This window comes from Blautia glucerasea (genome assembly GCF_020537505.1).
GTDB lineage: Bacteria > Bacillota > Clostridia > Lachnospirales > Lachnospiraceae > Blautia_A.
Genome location: NZ_JAJBMO010000016.1, coordinates 53581 through 69820 on the forward strand (window position 1 = coordinate 53581; position 16240 = coordinate 69820).

Sequence of the window (16240 nt, forward strand, 5' to 3'; positions counted from 1 at the left end):
TTTTTCACGGCATGAGGAAATATATGGATATTTCCACTTAGGGACGGAAAGGAGCACACGAATGAACAAACTCATAGAGTTGAAAAACCTCACCAAAAACTTTGATGACCAGCAGGTTCTCCGCGGAATCAATCTGGACATCTATGAGAACGAGTTTCTCACCCTTCTGGGACCAAGTGGCTGTGGAAAGACCACAACCCTTCGTATTATTGCAGGCTTCGAGGAGCCAAGCGGCGGCGAAGTATTGTTTAACGGAATTGAGATTTCCAAGTTACCTCCATATAAGAGAGAGGTAAACACCGTTTTCCAGAAATATGCCCTTTTTCCACATCTGAATGTGGCAGAAAATATTGGATTCGGCCTGAATCTGAAAAAAATGGACAAAGACGTGATTGCCCAGAAAGTCAGAAAAATGCTGAAAATGGTAGGTCTGGAAGGTTTCGAAAAAAGAGATGTCACCCTGCTCTCCGGCGGACAGCAGCAGCGAGTTGCCATTGCCCGTGCGCTGGTAAATGAGCCGAAAATCCTTCTTCTTGACGAGCCTCTTGGCGCCTTGGATGCGAAAATACGAAAACAGATGCAGATTGAGCTGAAAAAAATCCAGCAGGAGGTTGGAATTACCTTCATTTACGTTACGCATGACCAGGAGGAAGCTCTTTCCATGTCTGATACTGTGGTCGTTATGAATAACGGTGAAATTCAGCAGATCGGTTCTCCTACCGATATTTATAACGAGCCCGAAAACCGTTTCGTAGCAGGCTTCATTGGAGAGTCCAATATTATAGAAGGAATTATGATCAGAGATTATCTGGTTCAGTTTGACGGATTTGAATTCGAATGCGTGGACAAAGGCTTTGAGGATAATGAAGAAATCGAGGTTGTGCTTCGTCCTGAGGACCTTGACATTGTGGAACCATCTCAGGCGAAAATCAACGGTGTTGTCCGAAACGTCACCTTCAAAGGCGTTCATTACGAAATTCTCGTAGAAACAGAACTGCGCACCTATAAAGTTCAGACCACCGATTATGCGGAAGTGGGCCGCCAGGTAGGACTGAAATTCGGACCGGAAGACATTCACGTCATGTACAGAATGGGAGCTTATTGATGAAACAGTTTAAGCGCCTGATCATTCCTTACTTTATCTGGGCAATTGTTATCCTTGTGATCCCACTGTTTCTCATTGCCCTGTATGCGTTCACAACAGAAGGAAATGAAGTAATGACACTTTCCTTCACCTGGGGAAATTTTGCCAAATTCCTGGAAGCTACCTACCTGAATGTGATCCTGAAATCCTTCTGGCTGGGACTTCTCACCACCTTTATCTGTCTGGTGCTTGGCTATCCCCTTGCCCTGATCATTGCGAGATGCTCTGAGAAAGTCCAGGGACTTCTCATTATGCTGGTAACCATTCCAATGTGGATCAACATGCTTCTTCGTACCTATGCGTGGATGAATCTTCTTGCAGATAACGGAATCATCAACAACCTTCTGGCAAAAATCGGACTGGGACCTATCAGTATGATGTATACGGATTTTTCCGTAATGGTAGGTCTGATCTGCAACTTTATGCCCTTTATGATCATCCCTATCCATACCTCCTTAAATAAAATGGACAAATCCCTAATCGAGGCAGCCTACGATCTGGGTGCCAACCGTTTCCAGACCTTCTGGAAGGTGATCTGGAAGCTGTCCCTGCCTGGTGTGGTAAATGGTATTATGATGGTTTTCCTTCTTTCCATTTCCTCCTTCGTTATTCCGAAGCTTCTGGGAGGCGGACAGTACATGCTCATCGGAAACCTGATCGAGTCCCAGTTTATCTCTGTTGGAGACTGGAACTTCGGTAGTGCCATTTCCATGATCCTTGCGGTGATCATTTTGATCTCCATGAGCCTGATGAAGCGGATGGACAAGGAAAAAGGAGAGTAGGAGGGATATCATGCAGAAAAAAACAAGCTTTTTTCAGAAATTTTACGTGGCCATCTGCCTGGTGTTCTTTTACCTGCCCATTCTGGTGACCATGATCTTTTCCTTTAACTCATCCAAATCCCTGACCAGGTTTACGGGATTTTCCATGAGATGGTATACAGAGCTGCTGCACAATACAGAGGTCAGCAAAGCGGTTTACGTGTCTGTGACCATCGCCATCCTGGCAACTGTGATCTCCACAGTGCTGGGAACTATCACTGCAATTGGTCTTTCCAAGTCCCGGAAGGTGTTAAAGGAAACACTTTTAAATATCAACAACCTGCCCATTTTGAACCCGGATATTGTAACCGCCATCGGACTGATGCTTCTGTTTTCCTCATTGGGATTCCGAAAAGGATATTTTACCATGCTGCTGGCGCACATTTCCTTTTGTACGCCTTATGTCATCACCAGTGTTTATCCAAAGGTGCGAAGCCTGGACCCTAATCTGGCAAATGCTGCCATGGATCTTGGAGCTACCCCTTTCCAGGCGCTTACTAAGGTAATTGTGCCAATGATCAAGGACGGTATTTTCGCAGGTGCGCTGCTGGCGTTTACCATGTCCTTTGACGATTTCGTAATTTCGTACTTCGTGTCAGGAAACGGTGTGAAAAATATTTCCATTGTGGTTTACAATATGACCAAGCGGATCAACCCTACCATCAATGCCCTGTCCACAATTGTAATCCTGGTCATTGTGCTTGTCATGGTTTTTGCCAACGTGCTTCCAAAGCTCCTGGAAAAGCATGCCAGCAAGCATGCGAAAAAGATTCAGCGCGTGATTGCCCTTCTGCTGGTTTTCGCCCTTGGCTTCGGACTGATCAAGTGCGGAGGCGGTGCAGCGGAGAACCATGTCCTGAAGGTTTATAATGCAGGAGAATATATGGATCTGGATCTTCTGACACAGTTTGAGCAGGAATATAATTGTACTGTAGTTTACGAAACCTTCGAATCCAACGAAATGATGTACACCAAGCTTTCAGGCGGTGAGTCCTATGACGTGCTGATTCCTTCTGATTATATGATCGAGCGTCTGATTAAAGAGGATTATCTACAGTATATTGACTGGGATCTGATCCCGAATAAGGGAAACCTGATGGATGAGGTCATGAATAAAAGCTATGATCCGGGAAATCGTTATTCCTGCCCGTACTTCTGGGGAACGGTTGGTATTCTTTATGATACGACTGTGGTTGATCCGGCAGATCTTCAGGAGGGCTGGGATCTTCTTAGGGATACCAAATATAAAGGAAATATTTACATGTATGATTCTGAGCGGGATTCCTTTATGATAGCACTGAAGGCTCTTGGATATTCCATGAATACTACAGATGAGAATCAGATTCAGGAAGCTTACCAGTGGCTGGTTGACCAGAGAAATACCATGGACCCGATTTATGCAGGTGATGACGTCATTGACAATATGATTTCCGGAAACAAGGCTATGGCAGTTGTTTATTCCGGAGATGCTTCCTATATCATAAGCGAAAATCCAAATATGGATTACTTCACACCGAGTCAGGGAACCAACAACTGGTATGATGCAATGGTTATCACAAGGGACTGCAATGAGACAGAGCTTGCCCATCAGTTTATTAATTTTATGCTAAATGAAGAATCTGCTCTTTCCAATACGGAAGAAGTAGGTTATACTTCTCCTGTAAAGAGTGTTTACGAAACTATGATCACCGGAGAGTATGAGGGCGTTTCCTCCTACATCCCGGATTTTGAAAATCCAAACAGCGAGATCTTCCGTTATCAGGAACCGAAGATCAAGCAGAAATATGCGGAGCTGTGGACGAAGATCAAGGCAGAGTAAGCAGAAGAGAAGCCCATTCGTTACTGTGAACAGTAACGCCCATTTAAAACGAAAGTACGAAAATGAATTCGGAAATTGGAAGGACAGGGTGCTTGTTTCAAAATGTAGATGAGTAAATAGTGAAGACATAGCTGGAAAATGTTGGATGTGTCTTCACAAGAAAGAAGGGAGAACGACTATTATGAAGAAAAAGTTACTTGCGGTAATTCTTGCTGCAGCAGCAATCTGTGGCTGCGTGGCACCTGTATACGCAGCTGATTCCGAGCTGGTCCTCTATACCTGGGAAGGTATGTTCCCACAGGAGGTTCTGGACGGTTTCGAGGAAGAAACCGGATGCAAGATCGTATACTCCAACTTTGACACAGATGAGACCATGCTGGAGAAGGTTTCCATGGCAAAAGGTGGAGATTATGATGTGGTTATCGCAGACGATTACATTCTTGAGAAAATCGTAGAAGAAGGTCTTGCCACCAAACTTGACAAAGAGAAACTCACAAACTGGGGAAACATCAATCCTCTTTACCAGGGTCAGTTCTATGACGAAAATGACGAGTACACGGTACCGTACGGTGCAGGCATTCCACTGATCGTATATGATCCGGATGAGGTTGACATTGATATCAAAGGCTATTCTGATCTGTGGGATCCATCTCTGGAGGACAGCATTGCGTTGATCGGAAACTATCGTGTTATTAACGGTATCACCCTTCTCACCATGGGAAAAAGCATGAATGAAGAAGACGTGGATACCATTGCAGAGGCTGGCGACAAGCTGGTAGAGCTGGCACCGAATGTGCGTATGATCCAGGATGACAATACCCAGAATGCACTTCTGAACGGGGAGGCTTCTGTAGCGTTCCTTTATACCTCCCAGGTAACGGCAGCCCTGGCTGAGAACCCGGATCTGAAGGTGGTTTACCCGGAAGAGGGACTTGGCTTCGGCGTTATGGGAATGTTCATTCCAAGCGAGGCACCCAACGCAGATGCAGCTTATCAGTTTGTAGATTACATTTTAAGACCGGAGGTTGCTGCACAGTGCTTCAATTATATCGGTTACTACTGCACCAACAAGGCTGCCGATGAGCTGGTAGACGAGAACCTGGTAGTCCCGGACAGCGTAACAAGCGGAGAGAGCATTAAGAACGTAAGCGCTGAGGCCGAGGAGCAGTATAATAAGAACTGGACTGAGTTCAAGGCAGCTTGTGATTAAGTAGATAAGTGAAGAAATAGAAATAGGAAGAGCCTGCATGGAAGGGGAAGACTTTGAGAAAGAAGCCGGAAACTGCTGTGAGGGCTCTTTTTTTCTCTTATTGACAAATTTTTGCCAGTGTGTGATTATTATTTACATGGAAGAAAAGGCCTAACGGACAGAATTGCAGTGCAGTAGAATGGCAGAGATTGCCAGAGCGTTACGCCGCAGGTGAAGAATCTTGTTTAGAAGGATTCTTTTTGAGAGGAGAAACAAAATGGAAATATATAAAGGCGCTTCCGCCTTTGCGGGAATAGCCATTGGGAAAATTAGATTTTATCGAAAAGGGGAATACCAGGTCCGGCAGCATCAGGCGGATGATGTGAAGAAGGAACTGAAGAATTTTGATGTGGCACGCCGGCATGTGATGCAGACTTTGAAGGAAGAGTATGACAGAATGTCAGAAAATCAGATCCTGGAACAGGCAGAGCTTCTGGGTTCCGGCAGCTTCCTCCGGGCAGTGCAGAGCATGATCACAGGAGAAAAAGTGACCGCCGCCTATGCAGTGCAGACCACACGGGATGAGCTGCAGAGCACTTTTTCCAGCTTAAACGACTCGTCCATAAAAGAACGGATCCACAATGTAAGTCGTGTGTCCAGCCTCCTTCTGGAAATCCTTGGAGAAGACGAGAACAAAATTGATCTGGGAGAAGAACCTGTGATCCTGGCTGCAGACACTTTGTCCCCTGCAGAACTAATGGAAATGAATAAGGAGAAGCTTCTTGGAATCATCACCCGGAAAGGTTCCTCCACCTCACACGCCGCCATCCTTGCGAAAAACATGGACATTCCCTGTGTCACAGGCATTGGAATCCCCCAGTCGGAGGAAGAGTGGGAAGACAGCGTGGCCATTATTGACGGCTATACAGGAACCATCTACCTGGAGCCAGACAGCGAGATTCGCAAGGAATACGAGATCCGCAGAAAGGCAGATCTGGTAGAGCGGGAAGAACTTCTGAAGCTGAAGGATCAGGCAGATGTGACAAAGGATGGCAGAAAAGTAGGAATTTACGCCAATATAGGCAGTCTGGATGATCTGAACAGCGTTCTTTACTATGGGGCAAGGGGAATCGGACTTCTTCGAAGCGAATTCCAGTACCTTGGCAGGGAAAACTATCCTGGTGAGGAAGAGCTTTTCCAGGCCTATAAGAAGACCGCACAGACTATGGGAGACCGCCTTGTGATCATCCGTACCGCAGATCTTGGGGCAGATAAACAGGCCTCTTATCTTGAAATTCCTAAGGAAACCAATCCTCTTATGGGAAACCGTGGAATCCGCCTCAGTCTGGACCGGAAGAACCTGTTTAAAACACAGATCCGCGCCATTTACCGGGCAAGCTGGTATGGCAATCTGGGCATGATGTATCCCATGATCTGTGCAGAAGAGGAAATGGACGAGATTGAAGCTCTGGTAACAGAGGTGAAAGAAGAGCTGCAGACAGCAGGAGTACCGTTTAAAGAAATCCAGACAGGAATCATGATGGAAACTCCGGCGGCAGTGATGATCGGGGAAGAACTGGCGAAACGGGTAGACTTCCTTGGAATTGGAACCAATGACCTGACTCAGTATACACTGGCAATGGACCGGCAGAATCCCCTTCTGCAGAAGAAATATAACGACCATCATCCGGCAATCCTGAAGATGATAAAGATGATCGTTGATGCTGGGCATGCGCAGAATTGTAAGATTTGCCTTTGTGGGGAGCTGGCAGCAGATACCAGATTGACGGAGACGTTCCTTCGGATGGGAGTGGATGCGCTGTCTGTGGTACCAGCGTGTATTTTGCCGGTGCGGAAAGCGCTGAGAGCGGTTTGCATTGATGAGAAATAGCTGTGATTAGGAATGTAACTCTGGAGCAAATATGATTTGAATTGTAACTATTCAGAATGCACCGCGAAGCGTGTAACTGTGAAGGTATTGAACAGTTACTTTGAATTACAAAATATAATAAGAATGTCAGATTGGCAGCATCAGCTACTGATTTAGAATACAGGTATACAACATGAATGAAAAAAGTAAAGTAATCGTACTTTCTTGTGATTCTTATGAGGAAGAACGGATATATACTCTTTTAAAAAGAGGTTTAAAAGAACTTGGAGGTATTGGCGCCCTTATTAATAAAGAAGAAAAAATCCTTTTAAAGCCCAACCTTCTGAAAAAAGCAGAAGTGGAGAAGGCTGTGATCACACACCCGGTGGTGGTGGGCGCCTTTGCCCGGATTTTGCGCGAGGCGGGCTATGAGAACATTGTACTTGCGGACTCCTGCGGCCACGGAACTACGAAGCAGGTAATCCAGGGTACCGGAATGGACACCTATCTGGAGAAATACCAGATCCCAGCCATTGATTACACCAAGGGTGTGCATGTGGAGAACCCAGATGGAGTCCAGGCGAAGGAGTTTATCCTTCCGAAAGAATTGCTGGAAGCAGACTGTGTGATTTCTCTTTCCAAGATGAAAACCCACGCTCTGGAGCGGATCACCGGCGCAGTAAAGAATAGCTACGGCTTTATATATGGAAAGAATAAAGCCATCGGTCACACCAAATACCCCAGCGCGGACAGCTTCGCCCGGATGCTCATCGACCTGAACCAGTATGTGAAGCCCAGGCTTTACATCATGGACGGAATCACCGCCATGGAAGGCAATGGCCCCGGCTCCGGAGATCCGACAGTCATGAACGTGATCCTCATGTCCACCGATCCCGTAGCACTGGACAGCGTTTTTGCAAGACTGGTCTATCTGAAACCAGAGATGGTTCCCACCAATTATCATGGGGAAAAGATGGGGCTTGGGAACTGCAAAGAAGCAAATATTGAAATTGTGGTGGTGAAGGAAGATACGTCAGCTTGTGAGGGGGATAGGAGCGGAGCACCGGGAGACGAAAGAATAAAGGATATTGAAAAAGAACAAAAAAGCCTGAATTTACAGGTCGGTAAAAATGGGATTAGATTAAGCTGTGGTATGGTTTCTATGGAGAATCTAATAGAAAAATACGGCAATCCCAGCTTCAACGTAGACCGCACCAAAATCCGCAGCAACATCTGGACCAAATTGGCCAAAGCCCTGAACATTTTCCAGAAGAAGCCCTACATCGAGCCGGACAAATGCGTCCGCTGCGGCATCTGCGTCAACAGCTGTCCCGTCCCCGGCAAAGCCGTAGATTTCCGAAATGGCAAAAACCATCCCCCCGTCTACGACTACAAGAAGTGTATCCGCTGCTTCTGCTGCCAGGAAATGTGCCCGAAGAAGGCAATTAAGGTGAAATGATATCTGTAAAATAAGTTAATCGAAGAGGAAATTGCACCTGGTGTTATGCGAGACATACGAAATACCATAGAGAAAAGAAATAATTCAGAAAGACTACATAATTAGAGATCTGACACTGTGATCAGATCTCTAATTTTACATAGTACATTAATGCACAAGAATTTTTGCCACTTCCTTAATATATTCCGGTGTGGTCCCGCAGCAGCCGCCCACGATACCAGCCCCGGCGTCAACCAGTGCCTTAATATGTGTGGCGAACTCGGCTGCCTTCATGGAATATACCGCATTTCCCTTATCATCAATAAACGGCATACCTGCATTGGGCTTCGCAATAACTGGAATGGATACATTTTCCTTAATATTGCGGATAACGGAAACCAGCTGGTCTGGGCCAACGGAGCAGTTGACGCCTACAGCATCGGCACCGGCAGCCTCCAGGGAAGCAGCAGCCTCGATGGCGTTTCCGCCGCTGAAAATGCTGCCATCCGCTTCCACAGTCATAGTACACATAATCGGCAGATCGCAGACAGAGGCAGCCGCATCGACAGCCGCAAGAGTTTCTTCTATATTAATCATGGTCTCAGCAACGATCAGATCCACACCGGAATCCTTCAGAATGCCAATCTGTTCCTGATACATCTCGAACGCGGCCTCGTAAGTCATCTCCCCGGCAGGAGCCATCATCTTGCCACTGGTTGTAATATCAGCAGCCACATAAACCTTATGATCCGCAGCATCCGCAACCTCTCTTGAATAAGAAACAAGAGTGCGGTTGATCTCCTCAATACGATCCTGCAGTCCATGCATGGTAAGGGACACCCGGTTGCCGCCAAAAGTAGGCGCGTAGATAATATCGCTTCCAGCATCAATATAAGCTCTCTGCAGATTCTGGATCACGTCCTTATGTGCAAGCACCCATTCCTCTGTGCAGATGCCCTTAGGCATACCAGCCGCCATCAGGTTCGAGCCTGTAGCACCATCCAAAATGACGATCTTCTGTGTCAGTTCCTGAAATTCCTGTTTTGTCATAATGTAGTTCCTCCTTGAATTGGCAGAGCACCGAAAATCATACTTCTAAGAAATCGGCAATATATTTACATCTGCCGGATACGGTTTGTTCGTCATAGTCCCACCCGCGTCCTGGAAATTATAACGTTTTCATAAAAATTTTTTCACAAATCTTTCGTATTATAACACTATTTGACTTGATTTTCCAGTTGTCAGCGTATAAAATATATGCTATGTTCTGAATAGGTTACCGGCCACAGAATGAACCGTAATTGGATAATATTACGTTCCGACAGCGGTGGGCAGCAACAAACAAAAGAATAAAAAGGAGCTAACAGATGAGTAGAAGGAGAAGAAGAAACGACTGGATACCAGGTGCGGTGATCACCATCATCGTCATTATGCTTTCTGTTGTTTTCATGGGACTTCTTGCGATGACCAAGATGATTCCTACAATTTACATGCTGATTATCGGCATTGTACTTGCAGTGCTTGCAGCGATTATCTGGCTGCTGGTATGGCGTACCAGGTATACGGGCAGATTTATAGGCGGAACCATTTTCGCTGTAATTCTGGTTGCAATCCTGGGATTTGGCGGTTTTTATATTAATAAGACAAGAACTGCAATCAGCGATATTTCCAGTGTGACTACAGAGGTTACACAGATTGCAGTTTATGTAAAGAGTGATGATGCAGCTGATTCTGTTGAGGCAACCAAGGGATATAATTATGGGATTCTTTCCTCCCTTGACCGTGAGAATACAGATGGTGCAGTAGAGCATCTGAAGAGCGAGTTTGGCACAGATGTACAGACTACCGAGTATGCAGGTCTTACTGAACTTGCAGACGGACTTCTGAATGGTGAAGTCAATGCTATGCTTATGAACAGTGCGTACCTCAGTGTTTATGAGGATATGGACGGCTACACCGATTTCGGAACCAAGGTAAAGGAAGTTGGAACTGTAGACGTTGAGACAGAAATCCAGGCAGCAGCTGAGGAGACTCCGGTAGAGCCGATCACCACAGCCAATGGCGGTAAAGTGTATACGGTTTATCTCAGTGGTATCGACACCAGAGGGGAAATGACAGCTAAGAGCCGAAGCGATGTTAACATCATCGCCACTGTGAATACAGACACCCACGAGATCCTGCTGGTTTCCACACCTCGTGATTACTATGTACCGCTCTCTATTTCCAATGGAGCTCCGGATAAGCTGACACATGCAGGTATCTACGGTATTGATGTATGTATGGATACTCTTGGAATGCTGTATGACATTGATATCAATTATTACTTCCGAATCAATTTCGGCGGATTTGTAAAAGTAATCGATGCACTTGGTGGAATTACAGTTGATTCCGATTATGACTTTGACTCTAAGAATATACTTGGATATCACTTTAACAAAGGTGAGAACTATGTAAATGGCGAGCAGGCTCTTATATTTGCAAGAGAGCGTTACGCTTTCCAGGAGGGTGACCGCCAGAGAGGTAAGAACCAGATGGCAGTTATCCGTGGTGTTGTGAAGAAGGCTCTTTCCCCGGAAATCCTTACCAGCTATTCCTCTATCCTTTCCAGCCTGGACGGATGCTTCGGCACCAACATCACTTACGAAGAGATCGCGCAGATCCTTCAGCAGCAGCTTTCAAACGGCGGCGACTGGACCATCGTTTCCTACAGCGTAGATGGAACTGGTGCTACTGAGAAGCCATACTCCATGAGCCAGAAGGCATACGTTATGGTTCCGGATTATAACACCGTTGACAAGGCTAAGAGCCTTATGGAAAAAGTCCGCAACGGAGAGGTTGTTACCCAGGAAGAGGCTGACGCCCCGGTCAGCGGCTCCACCGATACAACCACCTCTACCGAGTCCGTTGCCGAGCCCGGCACAGTAGCAGCCGAGACCCAGACCAACACCACCGCAGCCGACGGAACCACCACAGATGGAACCGCAGCTGCAGATACTACGACACAGCAGTAAAAGCAAATAAATAAAGTCGAAAGGCAGATCTGAAAAGGGTCTGTCTTTCTTTTTTGAAAAATTTATAAACTTTTAAGATGATTTTTATAGTATATTGTGATATTATAAAGATATATGAGATTGGGACAGATGATAGAGAAAGATGGGCGTGAAAAAGAACGTATAGCATTAAATACTCTGAATAAGAAGTTGCTTTCTTCAAATCGTATTGAAGATTGTATAAAAGCAACAGAAGATGAAGAATAGCAGAAACAACTTATGAAAGAATTCGGAATAAAATAAAGAAGAAAACCTCGGCCGGGACATCACTCACCTGATCATTCCCGGCCCTTCCTATATAAGAAATCATCCCAATGTATTACAAAGATGAATAATCCTAATAATAAATGAAAACAATAAAAAAGAACGACCCCCAGTCACATTATTCCAGTAATGCGACTGGGGGCCGTTCAAGCATGATTTCTGCTTTCTTTCCCATCGTCGCTTTACATTCTATCGCGAATACAAGGGAAAGTCAACCAATTATAAAAGCTATAGACTTTTTTTGTCGAAATATACCACATTTATTAAGAAATCCACTTGTTTTCCATGCGTTTTTCAAATGGTGTATTTCGGTATACAATGTTTGCGTGGTCAAATAATTGGTATGTATCTATAGAAAACAAGGAGGCAGCTATGTGCAGAAAAGGCGAAAATATACGCAAACGCAAGGATGGGCGTTGGGAAGCCCGTTATATCAAATACCGGGAACCGGACGGCAAGATCCATTACGGTTCCATTTATGGAAAATCCTACCACGAGGTAAAGGATAAACGAAACCAGAAGATTTCAGAGCTCCCCGGATACGGGCACCAGATATGTAAGACCGTTGGCCTTAACTACCAGGCAACTTTTGCCACAGTCACAGAGTACTGGAAACAAAGCGTCCGCTACGTCATTAAAGACAGCACTTTTTCCAATTACGAGGCAATCCTCAAGAACCAGCTTCTCCCCCAGCTTGGGGATATCCAGATCCGCAAGCTCACCAACTCCCGGATCATGCAGCTGATTCAGAGAAAAAAGGAGCAGGGCCTATCCGCCGGAACCATCCATGTAACCTTAAGTGTTCTTCGAAATGTACTGAATTTCGCAGCAAAAAAAGGCATTTACACTGCAGAGCCCATCTGTTATCCTCATATCTCCGCCAGCGGAAAAGAGGTAAAGATCATGAGTCTTACTGACTACCAGAAGCTGGAAAATTTTCTGCTCACCAATATGAATGAGTTTCATTTCGGTCTGCTGCTCTGTATGCACACCGGCATCCGGGTAGGCGAGTTAAGCGGACTCCGCTGGGGCGACATTGATTTTGCCCAGCGGAAAATCCGCATTCAGCGGACAGTGCTTCGGATCAAGAATCTGGATCACGCAGTCAATCCCAATACAGGCAAAGCCCCAAAGACAATCCTCTATATCGGTCCGCCGAAGACAGAGCAGTCCAACCGGGAAATTCCCCTTCCCGATAAGCTTCTCTTCCACGCCAGAAGATTCCAGGGGAAGGATTCCACATACATTTTGTCTGGAACAGAGAAATGCATGGAGCCCCGTATTATTCAGCGTAGATATGCGGCGCTTTTAAAGACCTGCGAAATCCCTCCTATCAAAATCCATGCCCTCAGGCATCAGTTTTCCTGCCGCTGGGTGGAGCATGGCTTTGACACCAAGTCCCTGTCAGAAATTCTGGGACATACTTCCGTCCGCACCACCCTGGATCTGTACGTGCACATCCAGGCAGAGACCAAACGGCAGTATATGAACCAGATGATCGGGCAGGCAATGTAGCAAATTTTATATAGCAGAGAAAGACAATCATTTCAGAAAACTAAAATTCTGAGAGGTTGTCTTTTTTTGTTGCCCTTATTTTGAAAATAAGTGGTACGCATTCGTGGTCATAGCCCAGTTTGTACTGTTTCTGTGCGTGTCTGCACGCCAATTACGCATTACTGGAATAATACGAAAAAGAAAAGCGAAAATCACAGAAAAAACCTATGAAAACAGGCTACAGCATCCGAACCTGGCGCATGCGCCTATTTTGCCCGGAACCAATATGGCTGGACAGAACAGAAGAATACTTTCAGAACGTAGTGGAATTCTACTACGGCCTTCTGAAAAACCACGAAGAACTGTGGACCAGCAGCCTCTTCGACATCCAACGCAGCCTGGAGCTCCTGACCCTGGCCGGTCGGGACGGCAGACAGCCAACCAACCCCTTACCAATGGGGAAAGTACCTGTCTACCTGAGACGCGCCGCCATCAACAAAGCATCTGCCACAGTGAAAAGCACCCAGGAGCTTCAATCCGGATTCCCTGAGAAGCTGGAAGCTAAGGTTACTTTTTTCAAAGGAATGTATTCCGACCTCACCGACAGATCCATTTGCCTGAAGCTGTGGAACGGTGAGAAATGGATCTGGACAGACTGCAAGCTGAAAGGACGCCCCTTTCCCCAAGATGGCCAGCTAATGTCGCCCACCCTGGTAAAGGAGGGCAGGCGTTACCTGCTGAATATCCCGGTGAAACAGGAGAACAGCGACGCCCGCACTGCCAAAGAACGAATGGCAGAAGGCACGAACCTGTGCAGTGTCCGCTTTACAAATACAGACACCTTCGCAGTGTGCTGCATTCTGGATGAACAGGGAAAACAGCTGGCTGTACACACCTGCCGGGGCGGAGATGCGTACCGTCACCGCTGCAAGCTGCTGGAGACCAGAATACAGAAATCCAGACCAAATACAGTGGGAGACAATAGTCCCCAGCCCAACCGGAAGTACTACATGCACCTGAAGAACCTGTCCGAGCACTATGCCCATCAGGTCAGCCGTGAGATCCTGAACTTCTGCAAAGAGAATCAGGCAGGAATCATTGTCCTCCCCGATTACGACCGGAACTTCACCCGGATGGCAATGGTAAAAAGCGGCAATTTTTCCCCGCTTCACTTAAGCAGCAAGATCCGGACCAACCTGCAGTACAAAGCCTGGGCAGAAGGAATTCTGGTACTGGAAACCAGAACAGACGGACTGAAGGATAAATGCGCCATCTGCGGCGGCAAGGTTCGCCGGAAAGGAAATGAATTCCTCTGTGAAAATGGTCATCAGGGAAACCGCTTCCTGAATGACGCCAGAAATCTTGGCAGGAAATGCCAGGACAGTTTTTTTCGCGGAAGTAGAACAAAATAATTATTGACAACAAAGATAAAAATGATAATAAGCAGCGTTACGAATGCTCTTATCTATAAAACCGGGCAACCGGGCAAAGAGGCTGCGCCAGTGACGCAGGCTTTTCGGCCGACCACCGCCGGTGCGGGTCATTTCCATGAGTGGAAGATGAGTCGCAGAAGAAATGGAAGGAAACTTCTGAAATGTGGTCAAAGTTATGAAATTAAAGAAGGAGTTTTGCTTTGAATTTAGGGCAAAACAAAAAAGGCATTGAAGGGAAAAGAAAGATATTTATGTATAGGAAAGATTCTGAAAAGTGGTTAAAACATCTTGATTTCATTATTTTAGATATGATTTGTCTACAGATGGCATTTGTATTGGCTTATGTAATCCGTAGACAAGGGCTGACTATATACGGAGATGTTTTATATCGAAATATGGCTATCTTTCTCGGCTTTGCAGATTTAGTTGTAATCTTTATGGCTGGGATTATGAAAAGCGTTTTGAAAAGAGGTCATTATAAGGAATTTGTGACTACGCTTGAGCAGGCTATCGTAGTAGGGGCGCTTGCAATTGCGTATTTATTTATGATTCAGGAGGGACAGAGCTTTTCCAGAATGATTTTGATCACAACTGTGATCATATATTTATTCCTTAATTACATAGTAAGAGAACTTTGGAAAAAATCCCTGCATAAAAAGATGGCGAACGGTGGAGACCGCAAACTCCTTATTGTTACTTCAAAAGAGGTGGCAGAGCAAGTTGTTAAGAATATGCAGGAAAATAATTATGCAAGATATTCTCTTGCTGGAGTGGTTGTGATAGACGACAACCTGACGGGAAAGAAAATCTGCGATGTACCTGTAGTTGCAAATGCAGATGATGTTTCCATGTATGTGTGTCAGGAATGGATCGATGAAGTGCTGGTTGTCGTTTCAGAAAATCTGCCATATCCGGAAGAACTTGTTGATAAATTGACAGAAACCGGTGTAACCGTTCATTTAAATCTTGCCAAGATAACCAACAAAACTGGAAAAAGACAGTTTGTAGAAAAGGTTGGAAATTACACAGTTTTAACCACAAGCCTTAACTACGCTTCTTTGGGACAGCTGATGCTGAAACGATTGATGGATATCTGTGGCGGAATTGTTGGATGCATTGCAACCGGCATTATTTGTCTTTTCGTGGGACCAGCAATTTATATTGCTTCACCAGGACCAATTTTCTTTTCCCAGGAACGTGTGGGAAAGAACGGAAAGAAATTTAAAATGTATAAATTCCGCAGCATGTATATGGATGCAGAAGCAAGAAAAGCTGAGCTTATGAAAGAAAATAAGCTGGGTGATGGAAAGATGTTCAAGATGGACTTCGATTCAAGAGTTATTGGAAATAAGGTATTGCCTGACGGGACACATAAGACAGGAGTTGGAGACTTTATTAGACGGACAAGTCTGGACGAGTTCCCGCAGTTTTTTAATGTATTGAAGGGAGATATGTCTATTGTTGGAACCAGACCGCCTCTTATTTCTGAGACAAATCTGTATGAGCCAAGACATAAGGTTAGACTTGCAATTAAACCGGGAATTACGGGGATGTGGCAGGTTAGTGGACGGAGTGATATTACGGATTTTGAGGAAGTGGTGAGGTTGGATAAAGAATATATTGAAAATTGGAATGTGGGATTGGATATTAAAATTCTTTTGAAAACAATAACTGTGGTGATTAAAAAGGATGGTTCTATGTGAAGTGTAGAGGAATAA

11 protein-coding genes are annotated in these 16240 nt (G+C 45.4%); 10 read left to right on the forward strand and 1 reads right to left on the reverse strand.

Annotated features, from left to right (window positions below):
• The first annotated feature begins 61 nt into the window (after window positions 1–61).
• From potA to LIQ05_RS12885, 6 genes are all read left to right on the forward strand, one after another.
• Window positions 62–1105, forward strand: a complete 1044-nt coding sequence (gene potA / locus LIQ05_RS12860; RefSeq protein ID WP_226821194.1) for a spermidine/putrescine ABC transporter ATP-binding protein — start codon at window positions 62–64, stop codon at window positions 1103–1105.
• Window positions 1105–1926 (forward strand): ABC transporter permease, encoded by an 822-nt coding sequence (locus tag LIQ05_RS12865; RefSeq protein ID WP_226821196.1) that lies wholly within the window; start codon window positions 1105–1107, stop codon window positions 1924–1926. Before potA ends, LIQ05_RS12865 begins: the two co-directional genes overlap by 1 nt.
• A 10-nt stretch (window positions 1927–1936) precedes the next feature.
• Window positions 1937–3784 (forward strand): extracellular solute-binding protein, encoded by a 1848-nt coding sequence (locus LIQ05_RS12870; protein ID WP_226821198.1) that lies wholly within the window; start codon window positions 1937–1939, stop codon window positions 3782–3784.
• A 181-nt stretch (window positions 3785–3965) separates the two neighbouring features.
• On the forward strand, window positions 3966–4994 hold the full coding sequence (locus LIQ05_RS12875) for a polyamine ABC transporter substrate-binding protein (protein ID WP_226821200.1): 1029 nt from the start codon (window positions 3966–3968) through the stop codon (window positions 4992–4994).
• Between the two features lie 256 nt (window positions 4995–5250).
• Window positions 5251–6864, forward strand: coding sequence for a phosphoenolpyruvate--protein phosphotransferase (gene ptsP, locus LIQ05_RS12880; RefSeq protein ID WP_226821202.1), 1614 nt, complete (start codon window positions 5251–5253; stop codon window positions 6862–6864).
• Window positions 6865–7036: 172 nt separating this feature from the next.
• Window positions 7037–8302 (forward strand): DUF362 domain-containing protein, encoded by a 1266-nt coding sequence (locus LIQ05_RS12885; protein ID WP_226821204.1) that lies wholly within the window; start codon window positions 7037–7039, stop codon window positions 8300–8302.
• Window positions 8303–8449: 147 nt separating this feature from the next.
• Here the strand turns inward: LIQ05_RS12885 and LIQ05_RS12890 are convergent, their stop codons facing one another.
• On the reverse strand, window positions 8450–9331 hold the full coding sequence (locus LIQ05_RS12890) for a homocysteine S-methyltransferase family protein (protein ID WP_226821208.1): 882 nt from the start codon (window positions 9329–9331) through the stop codon (window positions 8450–8452).
• A gap of 317 nt (window positions 9332–9648) precedes the next feature.
• Here LIQ05_RS12890 and LIQ05_RS12895 point away from each other — a divergent pair, with 317 nt between their 5' ends.
• The 4 genes from LIQ05_RS12895 to LIQ05_RS12910 all read left to right on the forward strand — a co-directional run bounded on the left by LIQ05_RS12895 (window position 9649) and on the right by LIQ05_RS12910 (window position 16225).
• Entirely contained in the window at window positions 9649–11292 is a 1644-nt protein-coding gene (locus tag LIQ05_RS12895) for an LCP family protein (protein WP_226821210.1), read from the forward strand.
• A gap of 675 nt (window positions 11293–11967) precedes the next feature.
• A complete protein-coding gene (locus tag LIQ05_RS12900) occupies window positions 11968–13110 on the forward strand; it encodes a tyrosine-type recombinase/integrase (RefSeq protein ID WP_226821212.1) in 1143 nt (380 codons plus the stop codon).
• A gap of 206 nt (window positions 13111–13316) precedes the next feature.
• Window positions 13317–14501: a transposase gene (locus LIQ05_RS12905; protein ID WP_226821214.1), complete on the forward strand. Its 1185-nt coding sequence runs from the start codon at window positions 13317–13319 to the stop codon at window positions 14499–14501.
• A gap of 272 nt (window positions 14502–14773) precedes the next feature.
• Window positions 14774–16225, forward strand: a complete 1452-nt coding sequence (locus tag LIQ05_RS12910) for a sugar transferase (protein ID WP_226821216.1) — start codon at window positions 14774–14776, stop codon at window positions 16223–16225.
• Window positions 16226–16240: the final 15 nt, after the last annotated feature.

What these genes read in the sequence shown, in the direction of transcription:
- LIQ05_RS12885 (WP_226821204.1), top strand. Translation starts at nt 7,037, where the DNA reads ATGAATGAAAAAAGTAAAGTAATCGTACTTTCTTGTGATTCTTATGAG.
- LIQ05_RS12905 (WP_226821214.1), top strand. Translation starts at nt 13,317, where the DNA reads ATGAAAACAGGCTACAGCATCCGAACCTGGCGCATGCGCCTATTTTGC.
- ptsP (WP_226821202.1), top strand. Translation starts at nt 5,251, where the DNA reads ATGGAAATATATAAAGGCGCTTCCGCCTTTGCGGGAATAGCCATTGGG.
- LIQ05_RS12875 (WP_226821200.1), top strand. Translation starts at nt 3,966, where the DNA reads ATGAAGAAAAAGTTACTTGCGGTAATTCTTGCTGCAGCAGCAATCTGT.
- potA (WP_226821194.1), top strand. Translation starts at nt 62, where the DNA reads ATGAACAAACTCATAGAGTTGAAAAACCTCACCAAAAACTTTGATGAC.
- LIQ05_RS12895 (WP_226821210.1), top strand. Translation starts at nt 9,649, where the DNA reads ATGAGTAGAAGGAGAAGAAGAAACGACTGGATACCAGGTGCGGTGATC.
- LIQ05_RS12890 (WP_226821208.1), bottom strand. Translation starts at nt 9,331, where the DNA reads ATGACAAAACAGGAATTTCAGGAACTGACACAGAAGATCGTCATTTTG.
- LIQ05_RS12870 (WP_226821198.1), top strand. Translation starts at nt 1,937, where the DNA reads ATGCAGAAAAAAACAAGCTTTTTTCAGAAATTTTACGTGGCCATCTGC.
- LIQ05_RS12900 (WP_226821212.1), top strand. Translation starts at nt 11,968, where the DNA reads ATGTGCAGAAAAGGCGAAAATATACGCAAACGCAAGGATGGGCGTTGG.
- LIQ05_RS12910 (WP_226821216.1), top strand. Translation starts at nt 14,774, where the DNA reads ATGTATAGGAAAGATTCTGAAAAGTGGTTAAAACATCTTGATTTCATT.
- LIQ05_RS12865 (WP_226821196.1), top strand. Translation starts at nt 1,105, where the DNA reads ATGAAACAGTTTAAGCGCCTGATCATTCCTTACTTTATCTGGGCAATT.